The 18,406-nt window shown below is 59.8% G+C and carries 18 protein-coding genes; 3 read left to right on the forward strand and 15 right to left on the reverse strand.

All coding sequences use genetic code 11. The annotated features are described in order from the left end of the window. Positions 1-3 precede the first annotated feature (3 nt). A complete protein-coding gene (locus SM766_RS20450; RefSeq protein WP_058123748.1) occupies positions 4-2,514 on the reverse strand; it encodes a heavy metal translocating P-type ATPase in 2,511 nt (836 codons plus the stop codon). Positions 2,515-2,666: 152 nt separating this feature from the next. Here SM766_RS20450 and SM766_RS20455 point away from each other — a divergent pair, with 152 nt between their 5' ends. Further along, entirely contained in the window at positions 2,667-2,867 is a 201-nt protein-coding gene (locus SM766_RS20455) for a heavy-metal-associated domain-containing protein (protein WP_024099389.1), read from the forward strand. Positions 2,868-2,909: 42 nt separating this feature from the next. On the opposite strand, the gene SM766_RS20460 is transcribed toward SM766_RS20455, so the two are convergent. The 7 genes from SM766_RS20460 to SM766_RS20490 form a co-directional block, all read right to left on the reverse strand. Then, the gene (locus SM766_RS20460) at positions 2,910-3,641 is read right to left on the reverse strand and encodes a DsbA family protein (RefSeq protein ID WP_058123692.1); all 732 of its coding nucleotides are present in this window, start codon (positions 3,639-3,641) and stop codon (positions 2,910-2,912) included. Between the two features lies 1 nt (position 3,642). Then, the gene (locus tag SM766_RS20465) at positions 3,643-4,125 is read right to left on the reverse strand and encodes a c-type cytochrome (protein ID WP_058123693.1); all 483 of its coding nucleotides are present in this window, start codon (positions 4,123-4,125) and stop codon (positions 3,643-3,645) included. Continuing rightward, complete coding sequence (locus SM766_RS20470; protein ID WP_058123694.1) at positions 4,122-5,516, reverse strand: multicopper oxidase family protein; 1,395 nt, start codon at positions 5,514-5,516, stop codon at positions 4,122-4,124. Before SM766_RS20470 ends, SM766_RS20465 begins: the two co-directional genes overlap by 4 nt. Positions 5,517-5,559: 43 nt before the next feature. Then, positions 5,560-6,477: a c-type cytochrome gene (locus SM766_RS20475; protein ID WP_058123695.1), complete on the reverse strand. Its 918-nt coding sequence runs from the start codon at positions 6,475-6,477 to the stop codon at positions 5,560-5,562. A gap of 2 nt (positions 6,478-6,479) precedes the next feature. Further along, entirely contained in the window at positions 6,480-7,073 is a 594-nt protein-coding gene (locus tag SM766_RS20480; protein WP_058123696.1) for a c-type cytochrome, read from the reverse strand. Between the two features lie 372 nt (positions 7,074-7,445). Further along, entirely contained in the window at positions 7,446-7,904 is a 459-nt protein-coding gene (locus SM766_RS20485) for a c-type cytochrome (RefSeq protein ID WP_058123698.1), read from the reverse strand. Positions 7,905-7,932: 28 nt separating this feature from the next. Further along, positions 7,933-8,493: a L,D-transpeptidase gene (locus tag SM766_RS20490; RefSeq protein ID WP_368948919.1), complete on the reverse strand. Its 561-nt coding sequence runs from the start codon at positions 8,491-8,493 to the stop codon at positions 7,933-7,935. Positions 8,494-8,649: 156 nt separating this feature from the next. On the opposite strand from SM766_RS20490, the gene SM766_RS20495 reads away from it, so the two are divergent. Next, entirely contained in the window at positions 8,650-8,952 is a 303-nt protein-coding gene (locus SM766_RS20495) for a DUF2933 domain-containing protein (RefSeq protein WP_046212140.1), read from the forward strand. Positions 8,953-9,237: 285 nt separating this feature from the next. Then, entirely contained in the window at positions 9,238-11,367 is a 2,130-nt protein-coding gene (locus SM766_RS20500) for a protein-disulfide reductase DsbD family protein (protein ID WP_046212141.1), read from the forward strand. A gap of 28 nt (positions 11,368-11,395) precedes the next feature. On the opposite strand, the gene ccmI is transcribed toward SM766_RS20500, so the two are convergent. The 7 genes from ccmI to SM766_RS20535 all read right to left on the reverse strand — a co-directional run bounded on the left by ccmI (position 11,396) and on the right by SM766_RS20535 (position 18,084). Further along, complete coding sequence (gene ccmI, locus SM766_RS20505; protein WP_050686135.1) at positions 11,396-12,547, reverse strand: c-type cytochrome biogenesis protein CcmI; 1,152 nt, start codon at positions 12,545-12,547, stop codon at positions 11,396-11,398. Continuing rightward, positions 12,544-13,017, reverse strand: coding sequence for a cytochrome c-type biogenesis protein (locus tag SM766_RS20510; RefSeq protein ID WP_058239070.1), 474 nt, complete (start codon positions 13,015-13,017; stop codon positions 12,544-12,546). The genes ccmI and SM766_RS20510 overlap by 4 nt, the downstream gene beginning before the upstream one ends. Continuing rightward, entirely contained in the window at positions 13,014-13,580 is a 567-nt protein-coding gene (locus tag SM766_RS20515; RefSeq protein WP_046212144.1) for a DsbE family thiol:disulfide interchange protein, read from the reverse strand. The genes SM766_RS20510 and SM766_RS20515 overlap by 4 nt, the downstream gene beginning before the upstream one ends. An 8-nt stretch (positions 13,581-13,588) precedes the next feature. Continuing rightward, positions 13,589-15,589 (reverse strand): heme lyase CcmF/NrfE family subunit, encoded by a 2,001-nt coding sequence (locus SM766_RS20520; protein ID WP_046212145.1) that lies wholly within the window; start codon positions 15,587-15,589, stop codon positions 13,589-13,591. Positions 15,590-15,654: 65 nt separating this feature from the next. Beyond that, the gene (locus SM766_RS20525) at positions 15,655-15,960 is read right to left on the reverse strand and encodes an SHOCT domain-containing protein (RefSeq protein WP_223229242.1); all 306 of its coding nucleotides are present in this window, start codon (positions 15,958-15,960) and stop codon (positions 15,655-15,657) included. Further along, positions 15,896-17,362, reverse strand: coding sequence for an ATP-binding protein (locus SM766_RS20530; RefSeq protein ID WP_102884554.1), 1,467 nt, complete (start codon positions 17,360-17,362; stop codon positions 15,896-15,898). The genes SM766_RS20525 and SM766_RS20530 overlap by 65 nt, the downstream gene beginning before the upstream one ends. Further along, positions 17,362-18,084 carry a response regulator gene (locus SM766_RS20535; RefSeq protein ID WP_046212146.1) on the reverse strand — a complete coding sequence of 241 codons (723 nt, stop codon included), beginning with the start codon at positions 18,082-18,084 and terminating at the stop codon, positions 17,362-17,364. Before SM766_RS20535 ends, SM766_RS20530 begins: the two co-directional genes overlap by 1 nt. Between the last annotated feature and the right edge of the window lie 322 nt (positions 18,085-18,406).

An 18,406-nucleotide genomic window follows, 5' to 3' on the forward strand; every position in this document is an offset into this window, starting at 1 on the left:
CCGTTATTCTGCTGGAGCAGGAGTGACAGCTGCCAGCTCTGCCGGGATTGCGCGCTGCTCGTCCATCGCCGGCGCGATACCTCGCAGGCGCAGGGCATTGGTTAGAACGAACACCGACGACAACGCCATCGCGCCCGCCGCGAGAATTGGTGACAGGAGCAGCCCAAAGGCCGGATAAAGCACCCCGGCGGCGACCGGAATCAGCGCGACATTGTAGGCAAAGGCCCAGAACAGGTTCTGCCGGATGTTTCGCATGGTTCGCCGCGACACTTCGAAGGCATTCACCACGCCGCGCAAATCGCCGGACATCAGGACGACATCCGCGGACTCGATGGCCACATCAGTGCCGGTGCCAATGGCGATACCCACATCGGCATGCGCCAGCGCCGGGGCGTCATTGATCCCGTCGCCGACAAAGGCGATGCGCTTGTTCCCTTCGCGCAAACCGTCAAGCGCCGCGACCTTGCCGTCTGGCAGAACGCCGGCAACGACATGGTCGATGCCGGTTTCGCGGGCGATGGCTTCGGCGGTTTCGCGTTTGTCCCCTGTGATCATCGCAACCGCAAGACCCTTCTCGTGCAGCGCTGCGATGGCTGCGCGGCTTGCCGGTTTGACCGGATCGGCGACGCCGATCACGGCGGCGACACGTCCATCTATGGCAGCGTAAAGCGCCGTGCGACCCTTGCTTGCGATCTTCGTTTCCTCTGGAGTCAATGCCGAGACGTCAATGCCTTCGCGCGCCATGTAGCGGTCGGCCCCAACCAACACCTCCACGTCTTCGACCACGGCGCGCACGCCGTAACCTGTGACCGATTGAAAGCCTTCGGCCCCCGCAAGAGGTGCGCCCTCGGCCCGCGCGGCACGGACGATGGCGTCCGCGACAGGATGCTCGGAGAGCGACTCCACGGCGGTGATCTTCGAGAGCGTTGTTGAACGATCGAACCCTTCGGCCAGCACCAGGTCAGTCAGTGCGGGTCGCCCCTCGGTCACCGTGCCTGTTTTGTCGAGGGCGACCACATCAACGGAATCAAGTTGCTGCAAGGCGTCGCCCTTGCGGAACAGGACACCCATTTCCGCAGCACGTCCCGTCCCGACCATGATCGAGGTCGGCGTCGCAAGCCCCATCGCGCAGGGGCACGCGATGATCAGCACCGACACACCGGCGATCAGCGCCATTGTCAGGGCCGGATCAGGCCCGAAAACCAGCCAGACCAGCACGGTCGCCGCCGCGATCGCCATGACGGCAGGTACGAACCAAAGCGTGATCCGGTCGACCAATCCCTGGATCGGCAGCTTGGCGCCCTGGGCCTCTTCGACCATGCGAATAATTTGCGCCAGGGTTGTGTCGGCGCCGACCCGGGTGGCGCGGAATTGCAGACTTCCGGCACCATTGACCGTCCCGCCGGTCACCGGATCTCCGGCACTTTTTTCAGCGGGAATCGGCTCGCCTGTCAGCATGCTTTCGTCGACGCGGCTGGTCCCCTCGATGACCTCGCCATCAACCGCGATGCGTTCACCAGGGCGCACGATGACGATGTCACCCTGAACTAGCGCATCGATCTCGATCTCTATGCTTTCACCGTCCCGCATCACGCGTGCGGTCCGCGCCTGAAGCCCCAGCAGCTTCTGGATGGCCGCGCCCGTTCTCCCCTTAGCGCGCGCTTCAAGAAAACGCCCCAGCAAGATGAGGACGACGATGACCGCTGCCGCCTCGAAGTAGACAGAGCGCAGCGTGTCAGGCAAGGCCGATGGTACGAATGTCGCAACTACGGAATAGAAGTAAGCCGCCCCGGTGCCGACCGCGACGAGGCTGTTCATGTCGGGCGCGCCCCGGAATAGGGCCGGGAAACCCTTGGTGTAAAACGTCCGGCCCGGGCCGAAGAGAACGATTGTCGTGAGAACGAATTGAAGAAGCCAACTCGTCTGCTGACCAATCGTGGTCTCGATAAGCATATGAACGGCCGGAATGACGTGGCCACCCATCTCGATCAAAAAGACCGGCAAGGCGAGGATGGCTGCAAAGGTGACCCGTTTGGCAAGCGCCAGAGCCTCTTCCTCCTTGCGCGCAACCCTGTCGTCACCGGCTTGGGCCGTTGCCACGGTGGCCGGATACCCTGCCGCGCCGCTTGCATCGATCAGATCGGATGTCGTGACAAGACCTTCGACGTAAACCACCGTCGCCGTCTCGGAGGCGAGGTTGACGTTCACCTCGACCACCCCGGGCACCGCGGCAAGCGCCTTGTCGACCCGCCCGACACAAGAGGCACAGGACATGGCCGCAATCGTGAGTTCGGCCCTGACCGTCCGCGCAGGGTAGCCCAGCTCGCGGAGAGTTTCGATGACTTCCGGAACGCGCTTGAGCGCGTCCACGCTCATACGCGCGGTTTCGGATGCAAGATTCACCGACACATCCTCTACGCCGTCGATTGCATTCAATGCGCGATCGACCCTGCCGACACAGGACGCGCATGACATGCCTTCGATCGGCAGGCTGATCTGTTTGGGTTCGGGCATATGTTTCACCTGTTTTTCCATTCGAGGTGGAATGTAGGGCTTCCAGTAACTGGAGGGTCAATGGGAGGGCGCCAAATAAATTTCTTCTCTTGACCTTCCAGCGCGGGGAAGCCCCATGTCACCGGCAGAAATCAGATCAAGGAGTGGTTCCGATGAAGTTCAGCGTTCCGGACATGAGCTGTGGGCATTGCACCGCAGCAATCGAAAGCGCAGTGAAAACCGCAGATCCGAATGCAGGCGTAGAATGTGACCTTTCTGCCCGACAAGTGCGTGTCGACAGCGTGTTACCAGCCGATCAGGTCCAAGCGATCATTCGGGATGCGGGCTATGACGTGGAACCTGCGGCCGCTTGATGCAGTGCCCGGACCACCCAGGGGCGGTCCGGGCAAGAACTTTCAGTCTTCGTCTTTGCGGGCTTCTTCGACCAAGTCGGCAAGCTGCGCCTTTTCGACAAAGCCAGGCACCAGCGCGTCACCGATCACGAAAGACGGCGTGCCGTTGAAGCCCAGAGCTTGGGTCAGTTGCATGGATGTCGCAATGTGCTCTTCGACCTCGGGGGCCTCCATGTCCTTGCGCAACTGCGCGATATCCAGGCCGATCTCCTCGGCAACGCGCAGCACGGAGGCCTCTTCCGCGCGGCCTTCCAGCCCCATCATCGCCCAGTGAAACTCTTCGTATTTGTCCTGCTTGCGCGCTGCCAAGGCCGCTTTCGCGGCGAACACCGATCCGTCTCCGAGAATGGGCCATTCACGATAGACGAGGCGAATGTTTGGATCCTCTTCGATCAAAGCCCGCACCTCGGGTTTGACCCGCCGACAATAGGGACAGTTGTAGTCGAAAAATTCCACAACGGTGACGTCCCCTTCCGGGTTGCCGAGAACCGGCGCATTCGGATCGTTCTCGATCAGATCGCGCTGGTCATTCAGAACTTGGGCCTGACTGAGCTCCTGCGCTTGCGCCTGCCTTTGTTCAAGGATGGCGACGGCCTCCATGACAATCTCCGGGTTCTCGCGGATTGCCTCGAGCACAAGTTCCTTGACCCGGGACTCTGACAGTTCGTCGGCGAGTACCGGTATCGGAAGCAAGGCAGCTATCGCGACCGTCGTGAAGGCTTGTCTGAAACGCATTTTAATTATCTCCCCGTTGTTCGTCGGCTTCTGTCCGCGCGGCCTGGACTTCGCGAACGCGGTCTGGCCAGGTGGACCGGATGAAGGCCAGGATGTTGTGAATTTGCTGGTCGGTCAGCACGTCTGCGAAACCCGGCATTCCGCTGTCGTATTCGACACCCTGACGCGCCAGAAGCGCCGCACCCCCCAGTTTTGTGTAATCGAAGAGCAGGCTGTCAGGATGATGCCAGGTGTGACCCGTCTCATCATGCGGTGGTGCTGGCAGGCGCCCATCCGCGCCGGGCGTTCGCCATTCCGGCTGGCCTTCCAGATTTGCGCCATGACAAGACGCGCAGTTGTCTGCGTAGAGCAACGCGCCTTCTTGGATGTCGGAGCTCTCCGCCTTGGACGCGCTGCCGACATCCGAGGATGCACTGGTCGAGAGCCAATAGGTGAAAGCGGCTGCGACAACAGTGATCGGAACGGACCAAACGAGATACCTCATGTGACCCGCATCCAGGTTGTCATGCCGGACGCGGCGTGGCTGAGCATGTGGCAATGGAACAGCCACTTGCCGGGATTGTCCGCCGTAAAGGCGATCTCGCGGGACTCGTTGCCAGCCAACAGGATCGTGTCGCGCATCGGTCCGAACGCGCCGTCGGGGCGCAGCTCGCGGAAATGCATTCCGTGCAGGTGCATCGCATGTGGGAACACGGTCTGGTTCTCGATCTTCAAGCGCACCGGCTCGTTCAGGGATAGATCGGCCAATGGCGTGTCGGTCATTTCGGCGACATCATTCAGGGCCCAGAACTTGCCCGCCTGGGCAAGCTGACGAAACCCAAGGCGTTCCCCTCCGAGCATGGCAGACTGCATCCGCCCCATTGCTCCACCGGACATGACCAGTCGCAAATCACGCGCTTCGGCAAGGTCCGGCGCGTGTGCCGCGGGATTCGGCGGCAGCGGCAGCGGCTTGTCTCTCGGTACTGAACTGGTTGTGCCATCGACGGAAAAAGTCACCAGCGGGGTCAGTTGATCATCATCGCCGATGCGCAGCACCTCTGCGGTTCCGCCTTCGTCTGCGGTCACATCGACGATCAGGTCCACGCGCTGTGCGGGACCGAGGATCAATTCACCGTCAACCGGCTGGGGTTGGCCGATAGGCATCCCATCCAGGGCCATCGTCCAGCCACTCACCCCCGATAGCCTCAGCGGGAAAATCCGCGCGCTAGCTGCGTTGATGATGCGCAAGCGAATGCGTTCGTTACGCTTCGCGGGCAAGGTCAGGTCATAGCGCCCATTGGTCGTGATGAAGTTGCCGGTACGTCCACTATGGCTCATCATCATAGGCTGTTCGAAATTGTCGAACAGCTGCCCGCTCTCAGGGTCGAGCAACCAGTCCTCCAGAACGATGACTTCCTCGCGGTCGATGTCCGGCCCATCGGCCTCTTCGACGATCAAGGCACCGCGCAAACCACGCGCGACTTGCTCGTATGAGCGATTATGCGCGTGATACCAATAGGTGCCCGCGTCTGGTACGACGAAGTCGTAGTCAAAGGTTTCACCCGGTGCCACGGGCTCCTGGGTCAGCCCTGAAACGCCATCCATCGCGTTGTCGATCCGGATTCCGTGCCAGTGAACCGAACTGGGGTCAGGAACCTCGTTGCGGAACCTGCGGCGCACCCGATCGCCTTGAGCGACCCGAATTTCCGGAGCCGGAACGAGGCCGTCATAGCCCCAGATCTCTGTTCCCGGGTAGGTGTCCGGAAGAAGCTGTTGACGCGCAACCTTGGCAACCACGTCCTCGAACGGGGTTGCGGCATAAGCCGACCGCGGGATGGCCGCCGCGCAGGCCGCCAGTGTCGCATGGCGCAAGAAATCCCGACGTGTTTGTTTCATTTCGATCCTCGATAAAGCGAGGGCTTGTTGCCCCCGCGTGATGTTAGTTCGAAGCGGGGTTCTCCGCCTCGACCGTGTCCTTGTTCAGCAGGAAAAGCGCCATCGCTTCGCGATCGGCAGGTGTCAGAAACCGAGTTCCCTCGCGAACCACTTCCGCCATGCTGCCGCCGAAAGCATCGCCCGAAGGGGTGATGCCGGTCTGGAGCGCATAAGCGAGGTTTGAAACCGTCCAGTCGTTTTTGGCCAGGTCTTTTGGCCGTATCGCGGGTGCCTTGCTGCCACCGGGAAGCTGGGCGTTGCCTGCAAAGGAAGCACCGATATCGCGACCTCCTGCAAGATTGCGCGGCGTATGGCAGGCTCCGCAATGTGCCGCACCGCGCACCAATTCCCGTCCGCGGTTCCATGCGCCGCTTCGCCCTTCAACCGGTTCGGTATCCGGATCGTAGAAGAACGCCGCTCGCCAGAGCTTCAGCCCCCATCGTTGATCGAATGGGAAGCTGACATCGTTTTCTGGTGCAGGTTCGTCCACGGGCGGCACGGTTTGAAACGCCGCCCAGAGGTCAGCGATATCCTGGTCAGAAAAATCCGCATAGAACGTATATGGGAAAGATGGATAGTAGGGCGTTCCATCGGGGCCGATCCCCTGCCGCACGGCTTTTGCGAACTGTTCTGCCGTCCATTCGCCCATGCCATGTTTGGGGTCGGTCGTCAGGTTGGGCGGATAGAACGTTCCGAACGGGGTTTCGAGCGGCGCCCCTCCGGCAAGTGGTGCGCCGCCCGCTTCAAAATTGGTATGACAGGCAATGCACCCACTGGCGCGCGCCAAATATGCGCCCCGGTCGACATTGCCCTCTGTTGCAATCGGAGTCACTGCACTGCCGACAGGCCATGCAATAACAGCGCCGAGGCCGGCCGTGCCAAGCACGGCGACCCCGCTGACGAGTGTCAAAAACCGGCGCATGGTTAGTCTTCTTCCGCCCGGAAGCGTTCATGGCATGCGGAACAGACCTGGGTCGTCATCGCGAATGCCGCGTCGGCGGGCATTTCGGAAATGGCGGCGGCATCCATCATGCCGCCTCTGCCCATCATCGCGCTCCCGCCCATCATGGTTGTATCGCTTCCCATCATGGATCCGCCGCCCATCATCGAGGCGCCATCCGTGGAGGTATTGCCACCCATGCCGCCTAACCCATTGTCGGCTGCGCGTTCCAGGCCCTCAGAGTATTCCTCCAGCTGACTTGCCAATGCTGCGAAGCGGTCCCAATCGGTCCACACCTCGTCTTTGGCTTCCGAGGGCATGCCCCCCGTGCCCTCCGGGAACAGCTTTGTCATGCTCTCGCCGGCGTGCTGCTGGAACAGGCGCGCTGCATCGCCCACTGTTTCTGCGTCATAGGCCGTTTCACCCCGCATCATCGGGGCTACGGTTTTGACTGCCTTTCCCATGGCGGCCATGGCATCCATGCGTTCCTTTACGATGCCCGTGGCACCGCTATGCGCAAATGCCGCAACCGCGGTTCCTGCAATCAACACTGCCGCTGTGATAGTTGTCTTCTTCATGTCTTGGATCCTTCTTTGGGTCTGCTTTTCGAGCGATGTGAAATCAGACCCACCGTCGTGGCGGTGGAGGATCGCTGGTGGAGCGCAACTCTGTTAGTTGGGTCGCGGCGTCTTGCATGACAGCCGTCAGCAACTGAGGCTCGTAAACCACGTTTGGCTGGAGAAACACCACAGCCGTGACAGAACAATCGAGTCCCGGATGACAGTGGCCAGAGGCCTCGTTCGTCGATGACCCTACATCTTCGTGAGCGTGAAATTCTTGCGCCAAGGACGCTTCACCATGAAACGCTGGCGCCTCAGGCACTCCGAGAACCACTTGGAAAAGGCCGAAAACGATCGACAGAATCCATCGGTTTGTCTTCGACCAACGCATCAGTCAATCCCGTTGGCCCGCTGTAGTTCGCGGACATAGGCGGCAACCATCTTGACGTCTCCTTGTGTCAGTCCTTCGATCCTTGGCATATTACCGAATTTCCAGTGATGCGCACGCACGCCATTTTGAGCGGCCAGAACAAAGGCCATGTCTGAATGGTGGCTTGGCTCGTAAATCTTGTGCACAAGAGGCGGGGCAATCCCGTTTTGTCCCGCTGCGTTTGCTCCATGGCACTCGGAACACTTAGCCTCGAATATGGTTTTCCCAATCGTGGCTTGCTCCGAGAATTCTGCCGGCAGTTGGACCTGAACGATTGGGTCGCCTGCTTCTATCTTACTCGTGTCAGGAGGCGTCATGGAATGACCCATCGCTGTATCTTCCGCAGAAATGAACTGCCAAGTTGCAACTCCCCCGCCAGCTATAACTACGGCTGCGATAAGTGCGGTCAATTTATCCATGCTTGTGTCTTCCGTCTTGCCCGTTGTGTCAGATGAGTTTGACCTGAGTGCCGACAGGCATGCGCTCATAGACCTCCTCGATTTGTTTGTTGAACAAACCGATGCAGCCGTTTGACGACCGACGGCCGATCTTGCGCGTATCCTGTGTCCCGTGAATACGGTAGTACTGCCACGACAGGTACAGTGCACGAGTGCCCAAGGGGTTGTCCGGATCACCCCCCTCGACACGAGCCGGCCATTCCGGATTGCGTTCCCGCATGGAGGGCGTTGGCGCCCAACTGGGGTTTTTGCGTTTTTCCACCACTTCGGTGTAACCGCGTTTGGTGAGTTCGTCGGTCAGCGGAACGGAAGTTGGGTAGATCCGCATCTCGCCATCTGATGTCCAATGCTGGAGCGACTTCGTCACGGTATCGGAGATGATGATCCCCTTTCCGAGTGCGTCGAAATGGTCTTGCCACTCGTGAACTCGGAAAGAAGAGATATTGCGGCGAATGACTTCGGCCCGAACCACGCTTGGGGCAGCCAAAGCAACCGCCGCCAAACCAAATAGGCGTCGTCGGTTAATCTTGTTATTCGGCAAAGACGTCATGACACACTCCCAGCCTCGGTTTTGTCACACGTCTTTTACGCGAGACCCGGCATCTGGCAACCTGACAAGGCCGCGAGAAGTGTATCCATTTGTATCCTTGACCTTACCCTGCTGGAGGGCCGCAAATGACGCGGGAAACGAGACAAAGAGGGTGTCATGGACCACCAGAACCACAGAAAAAAGCCGATCACGGACAGGCTCATGCATTACGGAATGATGGCGTGTTGCGCCGTCATGCTGCTGCCCGTTGCGGGATTTTTTCTTGCCGGCGGCACATTGGCGGGCATGTGGGGCAATGCAGCGGCTTTCGCCCCGCTCCTGCTGTGCGTGGGGGCGCATCTTGCGATGCACAAATTCATGGGGAAATCGTGCCATTCCGACAAGGCAAAGGATACTATCGAGGAAACGACCGAGCCCATGACCTCCGCGATTCCAGTCGTGGTCCGCGACAGGCCGTGATGTACGCGGGAAGGTACGCGTAGGCGCGTTGCTGTTGTCGGGTTTCTTGCTTGGGGGATGTGCAGGAAGTCTAGAAGACTGCCCGGATCGCGGCGCTATCGTGTCCACGAAGCAAGCGTCAGACCTTCTGCCGGATGGGTGTCGGTATCTTTCAACTTCTGCGACTGGCGTCGCGCGAGTTGACTGCGCGGATGGTCGTCAGGGTTTTGCCGTAGGTTTCCGTTGAGGCGACCTCCGCCGTCTTGGCGAAATCTGCGGTAAAAATAAGGGAAGGAAGCAGGTATCTTGATCGATTGCCTTTTGATCCTGCGACGGGTTTTGCTTATTCCCTTCGTGCTCCTGGCCCTTGTCTCTGGAAGTGTCGCGGCAGCAACCTCTGCTGAATACCAGAGCGCGCCACTCACCGCGCATCTCATTAGTGTACAGGACGGCGTTCCCGAGAACACACAGACTCTGTCAGCCGGGCTTCACCTTCAACTGAACGAAAACTGGAAGACCTATTGGCGGTCGGCGGGCGAGGTGGGAATACCGCCTTCGGTCGAATGGAGCGGTTCCGAAAACGTCGCAGATGTCGAATTCATGTGGCCCGCCCCGACGCGCTTCACCGCCTTCGGCATCGAAAATTTTGGTTATGCGGGTGAAGTCGTCTTTCCGCTGCGCATAACGCTCGAAGATCCCGGCGCACCTGTGACTCTTTCCGCGCAGGTCAAACTGCTGGTGTGCTCCAATGTCTGTGTCCCGGAAGAGTTTGACCTGTCACTTCGCCTCGGACGGGGCAACGTCATCGACAGCACTTCGGCTGGGCTGATCGGTACGTTTTCCGAGCGCGTCCCCGAAGGGGCCAAGACGAGCGGCGTCAGCGAGGCAAATGCCTTCATCGACGAAGACCTCACGGAGTTGATCGTCAGCCTTCGCGTCGATGAACCACTCCAGTCGCCGGATGTGTTTCCCGAACTGGGTATGGGTGTTGCGCTTGGCAAACCCGATATCCGTTTGGGAGAAGAGGATCGTTTGCTTTGGGCGCGCTTGCCGATCCTCTCGTCGAATACGGATGTGACAGTGGCTCCGTCGATTACCGTCACCGACGGCGAGAACCGGGCCTTCACGATCATCGCGGATCGCGTGGCGCAAGGAATAGCACCACCCTTTGAGCTGGCCGCCACGACACCGGACATGATGGAACTGATCTGGATTGCCGCGATCGCGCTGCTGGGCGGATTGATCCTGAATGTGATGCCCTGCGTGCTGCCGGTGCTGTCCATCAAGGTGTCGTCTGTGCTCAAACACACCGATCACGACACAACCCGTGTCCGGTTCGGTTTCGTCGCTGCCAGCGCCGGCATCATGACGTTCATGTGGGGTCTGGCGCTCGTCCTCTGGGCGCTCCAGACGGCAGGCCTCAGCGTCGGGTGGGGTCTGCAGTTTCAAAGCCCGCTGTTTCTTGCGGTGATGATCGCTGTCCTGCTCGTCTTTTCGGCAAATCTGTTCGGAGCGTTCGAGTTCGCCCTTCCACACGGCATTCAAACGCGGCTTGCAGGGGCCGGTGGACGCAACGGGTATTCCGCCGACTTTTTCACTGGCATGTTCGGTGCCGTCATGGCGACGCCTTGTTCGGCACCGTTCCTCGGCACCGCTGTGGCCTTTGCTTTGGCCGGGCGTGGCTTGGACATCCTCATAGTCTTTTCGAGCCTCGGGTTCGGCCTCGCCCTGCCCTATCTCGTCATCGCCGCGTTCCCGCGTCTGGTCGCATTCATGCCTAAGCCTGGTCGATGGATGCTGATCATCAAAAGCGTCATGGGGGTCTTGTTGCTTGCAACCGCCGTGTGGCTGTTCTGGGTGCTCGACGGTGTCGCCGGGCTTGTGTCTGTCATCGCGGTCGCGGCGTTGTCCGGTCTCGCCGTTCTGATACTATCTCTCCCGAATGTGCAGTCCCAGTTCAGGTGGTCTATTGCCATAGCCAGCCTTGTCCTGGCCATTGCCGCAGGTCCTCTCTTGCAGCAATCAGCACCTGCGCGTTCGACGCCGCAGTTGGCAATGGCTTGGATCGCATTTGATCGTTCGGACATAGCGAAACGCGTGTCCGCAGGAGAGGTCGTTTTTGTCGATGTGACCGCTGACTGGTGCCTGACTTGCAAAGCGAACAAGACACTTGTCATCGACCGGGAGCCAGTCCGGAGCGCGCTTGAAGCGCCTGGAGTCACGGCGATGCAGGCAGATTGGACACGCCCGGACACGCGCATTTCCCGCTACCTTGAGAGTTTCGGCAGATACGGCATCCCCTTCAATGCCGTCTACGGACCATCGGCACCGAACGGCATTGTGCTGTCCGAATTGCTAACAACCGAAGACGTGATGGACGCCTTGGCGCAAGCCAGCGGTCGGGATGTTTCCGCAAAGGTTGCCGGACAGGAGTGACCTGCCCGGGCGGGACACCGACCAGCAGTCAGCCGCCGAGCCGCTCAAGCGCGGCACGGACCGCCGCACGCCGAGGATCACTGGCGGGCTGCTGCTCCAACAGCGCTTCAGCCTTGCGGTAGGCCTCAACGGCGCGATCGGGCTCCTCAAGGACCGTATAGGCGTTTGCCAGCCGCATCCAACCATCCAGATCGTCCGGTTCATCCTCAAGACGCTCGGCCAGCCGCGAGACCATCGATCGGATGAACTCCGCGCGGTCCGCGTCATTCATCTCCGACGCCGCCGCGACATCTGCCGCACTCGGGCCGGGTGGGGATGTCGGCCCGCTGGGTAGATTGACGACCGGGAGGTCAGCTGCCGCTGCAATCCGGTTGATCTGCAAAACGTATGTTTCCATCCAGGGCACGAACGTCTTTTCCTGGTTCAGCCGGGAAACGAGCAGATCGTAGGCCTTACGCGTCTCTTCTTTTTGAAGATGGTAGAGAGACTCGAAATAGGTTGCCGCAGGATTGGATGGGTCAAGTTCCAAAGCGCGATCAATGGCCAATTTCGCCCGTGGAATAACAACGCCATCATTGGCAACCGCGACAGCCTCCGCCAGCATGGAGAATGTCGCGGAGGTGGCATCCTCCCGTTTGGCGACAACTTCGAATGCTTCGACAGCATCAACTGTTCTGCCCATGCGCTGATAGGTCTGGCCCAACAGCATCCACCCTTCGCTGGGGCCGCCGGTCGGATCGGATATAAGCCTTTCGCGAAGTTGTATTGCCAGCGCCGTCACTTCATCAGTCTGTGCGCGCTCCTCTGCACGGGCAGCGAAGGCCATTGAAGGCACCTCCGGCGATCCCATTGTCAGATAGTAGCCCGCGGCAATAACCGGCGCGAGGACCGCCGCGACAACAAGAGTGCCTCTGCCACCACTACGGGACGATCCGGCTTTTGCTTCCAAATTGCGGGTCGTCGCGAGGATCCGTTTCTTGATCTCGAGTCTGGCTGCTTGAGCTTCTTGTTCAGAAATCAAACCGCGGTCCATGTCTCGTTCGATTTCCTGCATCTGATCGGCGAGGATGGCCGGTACCGCATCTCCTCTGGTGAGAGTGTTCGATTTGGACAGCAGCAGCGGGTAGAGGACTATTCCGATCGCGACCAGCGTCAGAAGACCGAAAATACCCCAGATCATGACGCATCCCCCGCTTCGTTTTGTCTGAGAATCTCGGACACGGTGTTCTCATCCTCCGCGCCCAAATCTTCAAAAGCCTCTTGCTTTCGCCGACTCATCAGTACCCCGCCACCAACGAAAACCCCGATCAGAACGAAAGCGATCGGCGCAAACCAAAGCGCGTAGGTCGCAGGCTCCAGAGGCGGTTTGAGCAGCACGTAATCGCCGTACCGCGCCCGAATGTACTCGATCACCTGGGTGTCAGTGTCTCCTGCGACCAGTCGCTCGCGGACAAGAAGGCGCAGGTCCCGGGCCACACCCGCGTTGGAGCTGTCGATGTCCTGATTCTGACAGACGACGCATCGCAGATCCTTGGAGATCTCCCGTGCACGTTGTTCCAATAGCGGGTCAGTCAGCATTTCGTCCGGTTCGACGGCGTTGGCAGCAAAGGGAAGCGCCCCGATGCACAATGCGAAAATCAGCTGTCTCATGATCCTGCTCCGTTTGGCAGCGCGCCTGCTTGCGTCAGGGCTGTAGTGAAACGTTCAACAGCGTCCGGACCCACAACTGGCCCGACATAGCGAAACAAAACGGTGCCATCGCCATCGACGATGAAGGTCTCCGGCACGCCCGAGAGTCCCCATTCGATCCCGGTGCGGCCCGACAGGTCGGACCCGATCCGCTCGTAGGGATTGCCGAGGTCATTGAGCCACTTCACGGCATCCTCAGGTTTGTCTTTGTAGTTTATTCCGAACAACCGCATGCCGTCTCGTTCGACAAATCTTGTCAACACGGCATGTTCCGCGCGGCAGGGCACGCACCAGGACGCAAAGACATTGACCACGACCGGTCGTTCGTTGCCGACAAGATCGCTTCGGGCCAGGCCGGGTGTCTCCAACCCCGGCACGGGATCGAGGTCGAACGCCGGGGCCGGTTGCGAGATGAGGACGGAGGGGATTTCGTTCGGATCCCGGTCGGGATTGAGCCCCCAGAGGAAAAACCCCCCGAATATGACTGCTGCAATAAACGGCAGCCCGGCGATGAGACGTTTCATCTTCTCTCCTACTCGGCAGGAACAGCGTCGCTGGCAGGCTGTTTGGCGCGGCGCGGCGCCCCGACCCTCAAGCGGCGATCCGACAAGGAAAGACAGCCGCCGATCACCAGCAGGATCGAGCCAATCCAGATCAGGTTGACGAGCGGTTCATAGAGGATCCGCAGGGTCCATGCTCCGGCGTTGTTCACTTGATCCGAGGCTGGCGTTGCAATCGACGTGTAGAGATCGCCCGCAAGTGTGGACCGGATCGCCGATTCCGTCGTCTGGCTTTCCGCGACCGGGTAATATCGACGTTCCGGGAACAGTGTCGTGACCAATTCGTCATCCCTGCGGACCACAAGGGTGCCGCGATCCGCAATGTAGTTCGGCCCTTGAACCTGCGCGGCGCCTTCGAAGGTGATGTCGAACCCGGCGATCGCAACTTCGGTCCCTGGAGCAGCAAAGACGATCTCTTCACTCTTCCAAGCGCTGGAGCCGATCATCCCCATCATCAAAATGGCAACGCCGGCATGGGCAAGCGTCATGCCGTGAGACGCCCGTGGCAGGTTGCGCGCCCGTCTCGCGCTCTCAGCAAAGGAAACCTCGAACAGACGGATGCGTAGCGCCCATTCCCGTAAAGTCGCCAAAAGCAGCCACGCAGCGCCGAGGATGGCAAGATAGGCCATGATCGGCCCACCGTTCAGAAGATACCACGCGGCCAAAGTTGCGATGACAGCCAGCACGGCTACGAACCGAATGCGATCGAGCAACCCAGCGATATCGGCCCGTTTCCACGACAGGAATGGACCGAGACCCATGAACACCACCAAAGCCAGCATCATCGGGATAAATGCGGCATTGAAGAAAGGTGGACCCACCGAGATCTTGTCCCCGGTGACAGCCTCCAGGATTAGCGGATAAAGTGTTCCGAACAGGACTGTTCCGGTAGCGGCGGCAAGAATGAGGTTGTTCACCAGCAGCCCGGCTTCGCGGCTGATCGGGCGAAACAGACCGCCAGGCTCCATTTCGGGCGCCCGCCAGGCGTAGAGCGCCAGCGACCCACCGATGGACACGGCCAGCAGACCCAGAATGTAAAGCCCGCGCTCTGGATCGACGGCGAAGGCATGCACGGATGTAAGCAGGCCCGACCGGACGATGAACGTCCCGAGCAGCGAAAGCGAGAAAGTCAGGATGGCAAGTAGGATGGTCCAGCTTTTGAACGCGTCGCGCTTTTCGGTGACGATGGCGGAATGCAGCAGCGCCGTGCCCAGAAGCCAGGGCATGAAGCTCACGTTCTCGACCGGGTCCCAGAACCACCAGCCGCCCCAGCCCAGTTCATAATAGGCCCACCACGATCCAAGAGCGATACCTGCCGTAAGGCTGACCCACGCGGCCAATGTCCACGGGCGGACCCATCTGGCCCAGGCCGGATCGACGCGCCCTTCCAGAAGAGCCGCAACGGCAAAGGAAAACACGATGGAGAAGCCGACATACCCGAAATACAAGAGCGGCGGGTGCATGGCGAGACCCATGTCCTGAAGCAACGGGTTGAGGTCATTGCCGTCGAGCGGCGGCGGAAACACCCGCTCGAAGGGGTTCGACGTCAGCAGCAGGAAGGACAGGAAGCCGACGCTGATCCACGCCTGCACCGACAAGGTGCGCGCCTTGGTCTCGGCGGGGATGTTCGATCCGAACCAGGCGACGCCCGCGCCGAACACCGCGAGTATCAGGATCCAGAGCAGCAGCGAACCCTCATGGCTGCCCCAGGTCCCGGCCACCTTGTAGAGCATTGGCTTGAGCGAATGGGAGTTCTCGACGACGTTCCTGACGGTAAAATCGCTGACGATGAAAGCCTGCATCAGCGCTGCGAAGGCGATGGCCACAAACAGCACTTGTCCTATTGCCGTCGCCTGGGCGGATTTCATCCAGACGGCGTTTCCACGCGACGCACCTGCAATCGGCAGAACGCTTTGAACAAGCGCAAGCGCAAGCGCGAGGGCCAGTGCGAAGTGACCAATTTCCGGGACCATGGCGTTCTTTCCTATCCAGTGTCGGTGGGCGTCGCGTCGGACGGCTTTGGCGTCCGCGGCGGGGTCTATTCGTCGAGCGTTGCTTTGCGGCGACGGAACTCTTCTTCGTCGATTTCCCCATTCGCAAAGCGGCGCCGGAGCGCTTCCTGCGCGTCCGAGTCCGGGGGACGGGTGCCATTGTCCCGCAGCCTGAGCACCAGAAACACGATCAATGCTATCACGACGCTCCAGAAGGCGAGCATCATGAAGCCGCCCATAAAGCCATAGCCTCCGCCCCACATGTGACCTGTCCAGGAGTCGGGTCCATCAGCTCGCGCCATGCTGGCGGGCAAGCTGGACAGTAACATTGGAAAAAACGTCTTCGGTTTCATCTGTTTCTCCTTTCATTTCTTGGTTTTCATCCAACGGAATGGTCACGACTGCGCGCAAGCCGACACCGTGCCGGTTGACCAATCCAATATCCCCGCCATGGGATTGGATGATTGTCCGCGCGATGGAGAGCCCTAGTCCGTAGCCACCCGTTTCAAGCGACCTCGATTGCTCCAGCCGATAGAAGGGATCGAACACCTTTTGCAATTCATTGTCCGGAATGCCCGGGCCGGTGTCATCGATGTTGAGCACTAGGTTCGCGTCTCGGACCGCCCAGCTGATTTGGGCGCCGCCACCGTAGCGAACGGCATTTTCCAGCAGGTTCCGAAGCGCCCTGCGAAACGCGTTGGGTCGAAGCCGCACGGAAATATCGTCGCTCAGGCCAAACGAGCAGTGTGCCGACATATCGCTGCACAAGCTTTTCAGGAAGTCGCGTAGATCCACCACTTCGGACTCTTCGGATCCGGTCAGGCCTCTAGCAAAGGTGAGCGTCGCTTCGACCATGGTTTGCATCTCCTCAACCGATGCAATGAGGCTTTCGCGAGTCTCTGCATCGTCAACCAGTTCCGCGCGGACCCGAATGGCGGTGAGCGGCGAGCGCAAATCGTGCCCGAGGGCTGCGAGCATCCGTGTCCGATCACTGACAAACCGGGTCAGCCGGATTTGCATGCGATTGAAGGCGACAGTCAGGTCCCTGACTTCGGTCGGCCCTGCAATTGCCAGCTCCGGCACATCCTCGCCTCGGCCGAGATGGTCGGCGGCTTTGGACAAATTCCGAAGCGGACGCGTCAGGCGCGTCATGACAAACCAGATGATGGCCACCAGAAGCAGTCCAGCGGAGATCCCGAAGGTCAGCATCGAATAAAAAGGCCACTGGATTGGTGGCCGCTCGAACCGCGTTCCAATATTCAGCCAACGCGATCCCTCGATCGCGATCGACAAGTTCATTTCAACCGCTGTCAACTCCCCACGCATCATTGCGAGATGCATTTCTGTCATTTCATCAGAGAGATTGGGCAAGGGTCGCAACTCGCCCTCGACCTCATGCAACTCAACACGAATATCCCGGCTGTAGCTGTCATCCATCAGGGCGCGTATGCGTCCCTCTACGATGCCGCCGTCGGAATGGCCGGTGTGTTCGACACTCGGGGTACTCGATAGATCAAAACGGATAAGAGGTGAATTTGCCGCTCGAAGGATCGATTGATGCAAATCCCGCGGCGCCTCCTCGATCAGCCGTGCGACATTCGCCGCTCGACCGGCGGCTTCAAAACCCAAAGCCGCCCGGATAGCCAGGCTGCGCTCATCTGCGAAGAGGAAAAGGCTGATTGCCTGGGCCACGACAAGCGCGGCGACCACAAGCAGGATCAACTGTCCGCTCAGAGAGGCCAACGCACGGCGCATCATATCGCATCCTCGACATCGGCCGCCAGACAGTACCCACCATTTCGCACTGTCTTGATGACGCTTGGTCTTAACACATCCGGCTCGATCTTGCGGCGAAGACGGCTGATTTGATTGTCAATTGTGCGATCCATGGGACCGGCGCTCCGACCGGCGGTCAGGTCAAGCAACTGGTCACGACTGAGCACCATCCTCGCTCTCTCAAGCAGGACCGCCAGCAATTTGAACTCGGATGTCGTCAATGGCGTCTCGGTGGCGGAGCCGTCGATCAGGACCTGTCGGTCGGTATCCAGGATCCAATGCGCAAAACTGACTTTCCGTCCAGCCAGACTTCCGGCCAAGGGTTCATCGCGGTTGCTTCTTCTGAGAACCGATTTGATCCGGGCGAGCAGTTCTCGCGGATTGAAAGGCTTGGCCAGATAGTCATCAGCGCCGATTTCCAGACCCACAATACGATCTGTTTCCTCACCAAGCGCCGTAAGCATAATTATCGGAAGATCACCTTTGGGCGCAAGGCGTCGGCACACCGACAGGCCATCCTCTCCAGGCATCATGACATCGAGCACGAGCAGGTCGAAATGGCCGGTCACGAGTTTCGCATCCATTTCCACGGCGTCTTTGGCGACTGTGGTCCGCATCCCGTTCTTCTCCAGAAAGCGCGCGACGCTTTCGCGAATCTGAGCGTGATCATCCACGATAAGGATATGAGGTGGTGGTCCCATGGCGTCCTTCCTAAATCATAGTCGTTTCATGTTTCAGGGGCAGAATTGTAGCTGTTTGTATCAGGTCAGTCCCTTGCTACACATGGATACAAATCTAAACCTGCACCGCGCGGCACTCCCGGGTAGCGTCGTGCACGTGGCCCGTGACGCATAGAACCGCAACCGATCAAACGATGAGGTTTTCGAACAGGGAGTGGACAAAACATGGGGGTCATGCGGCGCGTTTTCTGTTTGCGACGGTCAGCCGACCATCGAGAACTGCGGCCCTTGTGACGGCTACTCGGTGAGCCCCTTTGGGCGACCACCGCATCCTTCTGCGCTT

It is taken from the genome of Pseudophaeobacter sp. A-200-2, assembly GCF_041008815.1.
Taxonomy (GTDB): Bacteria; Pseudomonadota; Alphaproteobacteria; order Rhodobacterales; family Rhodobacteraceae; genus Phycobacter; species Phycobacter gallaeciensis_A.

Coding starts and splice junctions, on each gene's coding strand:
- SM766_RS20490 (WP_368948919.1), bottom strand. CDS start 8,493: ATGACGTCTTTGCCGAATAACAAGATTAACCGACGACGCCTATTTGGT.
- SM766_RS20485 (WP_058123698.1), bottom strand. CDS start 7,904: ATGGATAAATTGACCGCACTTATCGCAGCCGTAGTTATAGCTGGCGGG.
- SM766_RS20535 (WP_046212146.1), bottom strand. CDS start 18,084: ATGGGACCACCACCTCATATCCTTATCGTGGATGATCACGCTCAGATT.
- SM766_RS20460 (WP_058123692.1), bottom strand. CDS start 3,641: ATGCGTTTCAGACAAGCCTTCACGACGGTCGCGATAGCTGCCTTGCTT.
- SM766_RS20530 (WP_102884554.1), bottom strand. CDS start 17,362: ATGCGCCGTGCGTTGGCCTCTCTGAGCGGACAGTTGATCCTGCTTGTG.
- SM766_RS20450 (WP_058123748.1), bottom strand. CDS start 2,514: ATGCCCGAACCCAAACAGATCAGCCTGCCGATCGAAGGCATGTCATGC.
- SM766_RS20480 (WP_058123696.1), bottom strand. CDS start 7,073: ATGAAGAAGACAACTATCACAGCGGCAGTGTTGATTGCAGGAACCGCG.
- SM766_RS20495 (WP_046212140.1), top strand. CDS start 8,650: ATGGACCACCAGAACCACAGAAAAAAGCCGATCACGGACAGGCTCATG.
- ccmI (WP_050686135.1), bottom strand. CDS start 12,547: ATGATCTGGGGTATTTTCGGTCTTCTGACGCTGGTCGCGATCGGAATA.
- SM766_RS20475 (WP_058123695.1), bottom strand. CDS start 6,477: ATGCGCCGGTTTTTGACACTCGTCAGCGGGGTCGCCGTGCTTGGCACG.
- SM766_RS20515 (WP_046212144.1), bottom strand. CDS start 13,580: ATGAAACGTCTCATCGCCGGGCTGCCGTTTATTGCAGCAGTCATATTC.
- SM766_RS20465 (WP_058123693.1), bottom strand. CDS start 4,125: ATGAGGTATCTCGTTTGGTCCGTTCCGATCACTGTTGTCGCAGCCGCT.
- SM766_RS20520 (WP_046212145.1), bottom strand. CDS start 15,589: ATGGTCCCGGAAATTGGTCACTTCGCACTGGCCCTCGCGCTTGCGCTT.
- SM766_RS20455 (WP_024099389.1), top strand. CDS start 2,667: ATGAAGTTCAGCGTTCCGGACATGAGCTGTGGGCATTGCACCGCAGCA.
- SM766_RS20470 (WP_058123694.1), bottom strand. CDS start 5,516: ATGAAACAAACACGTCGGGATTTCTTGCGCCATGCGACACTGGCGGCC.
- SM766_RS20510 (WP_058239070.1), bottom strand. CDS start 13,017: ATGAGACAGCTGATTTTCGCATTGTGCATCGGGGCGCTTCCCTTTGCT.
- SM766_RS20525 (WP_223229242.1), bottom strand. CDS start 15,960: ATGAAACCGAAGACGTTTTTTCCAATGTTACTGTCCAGCTTGCCCGCC.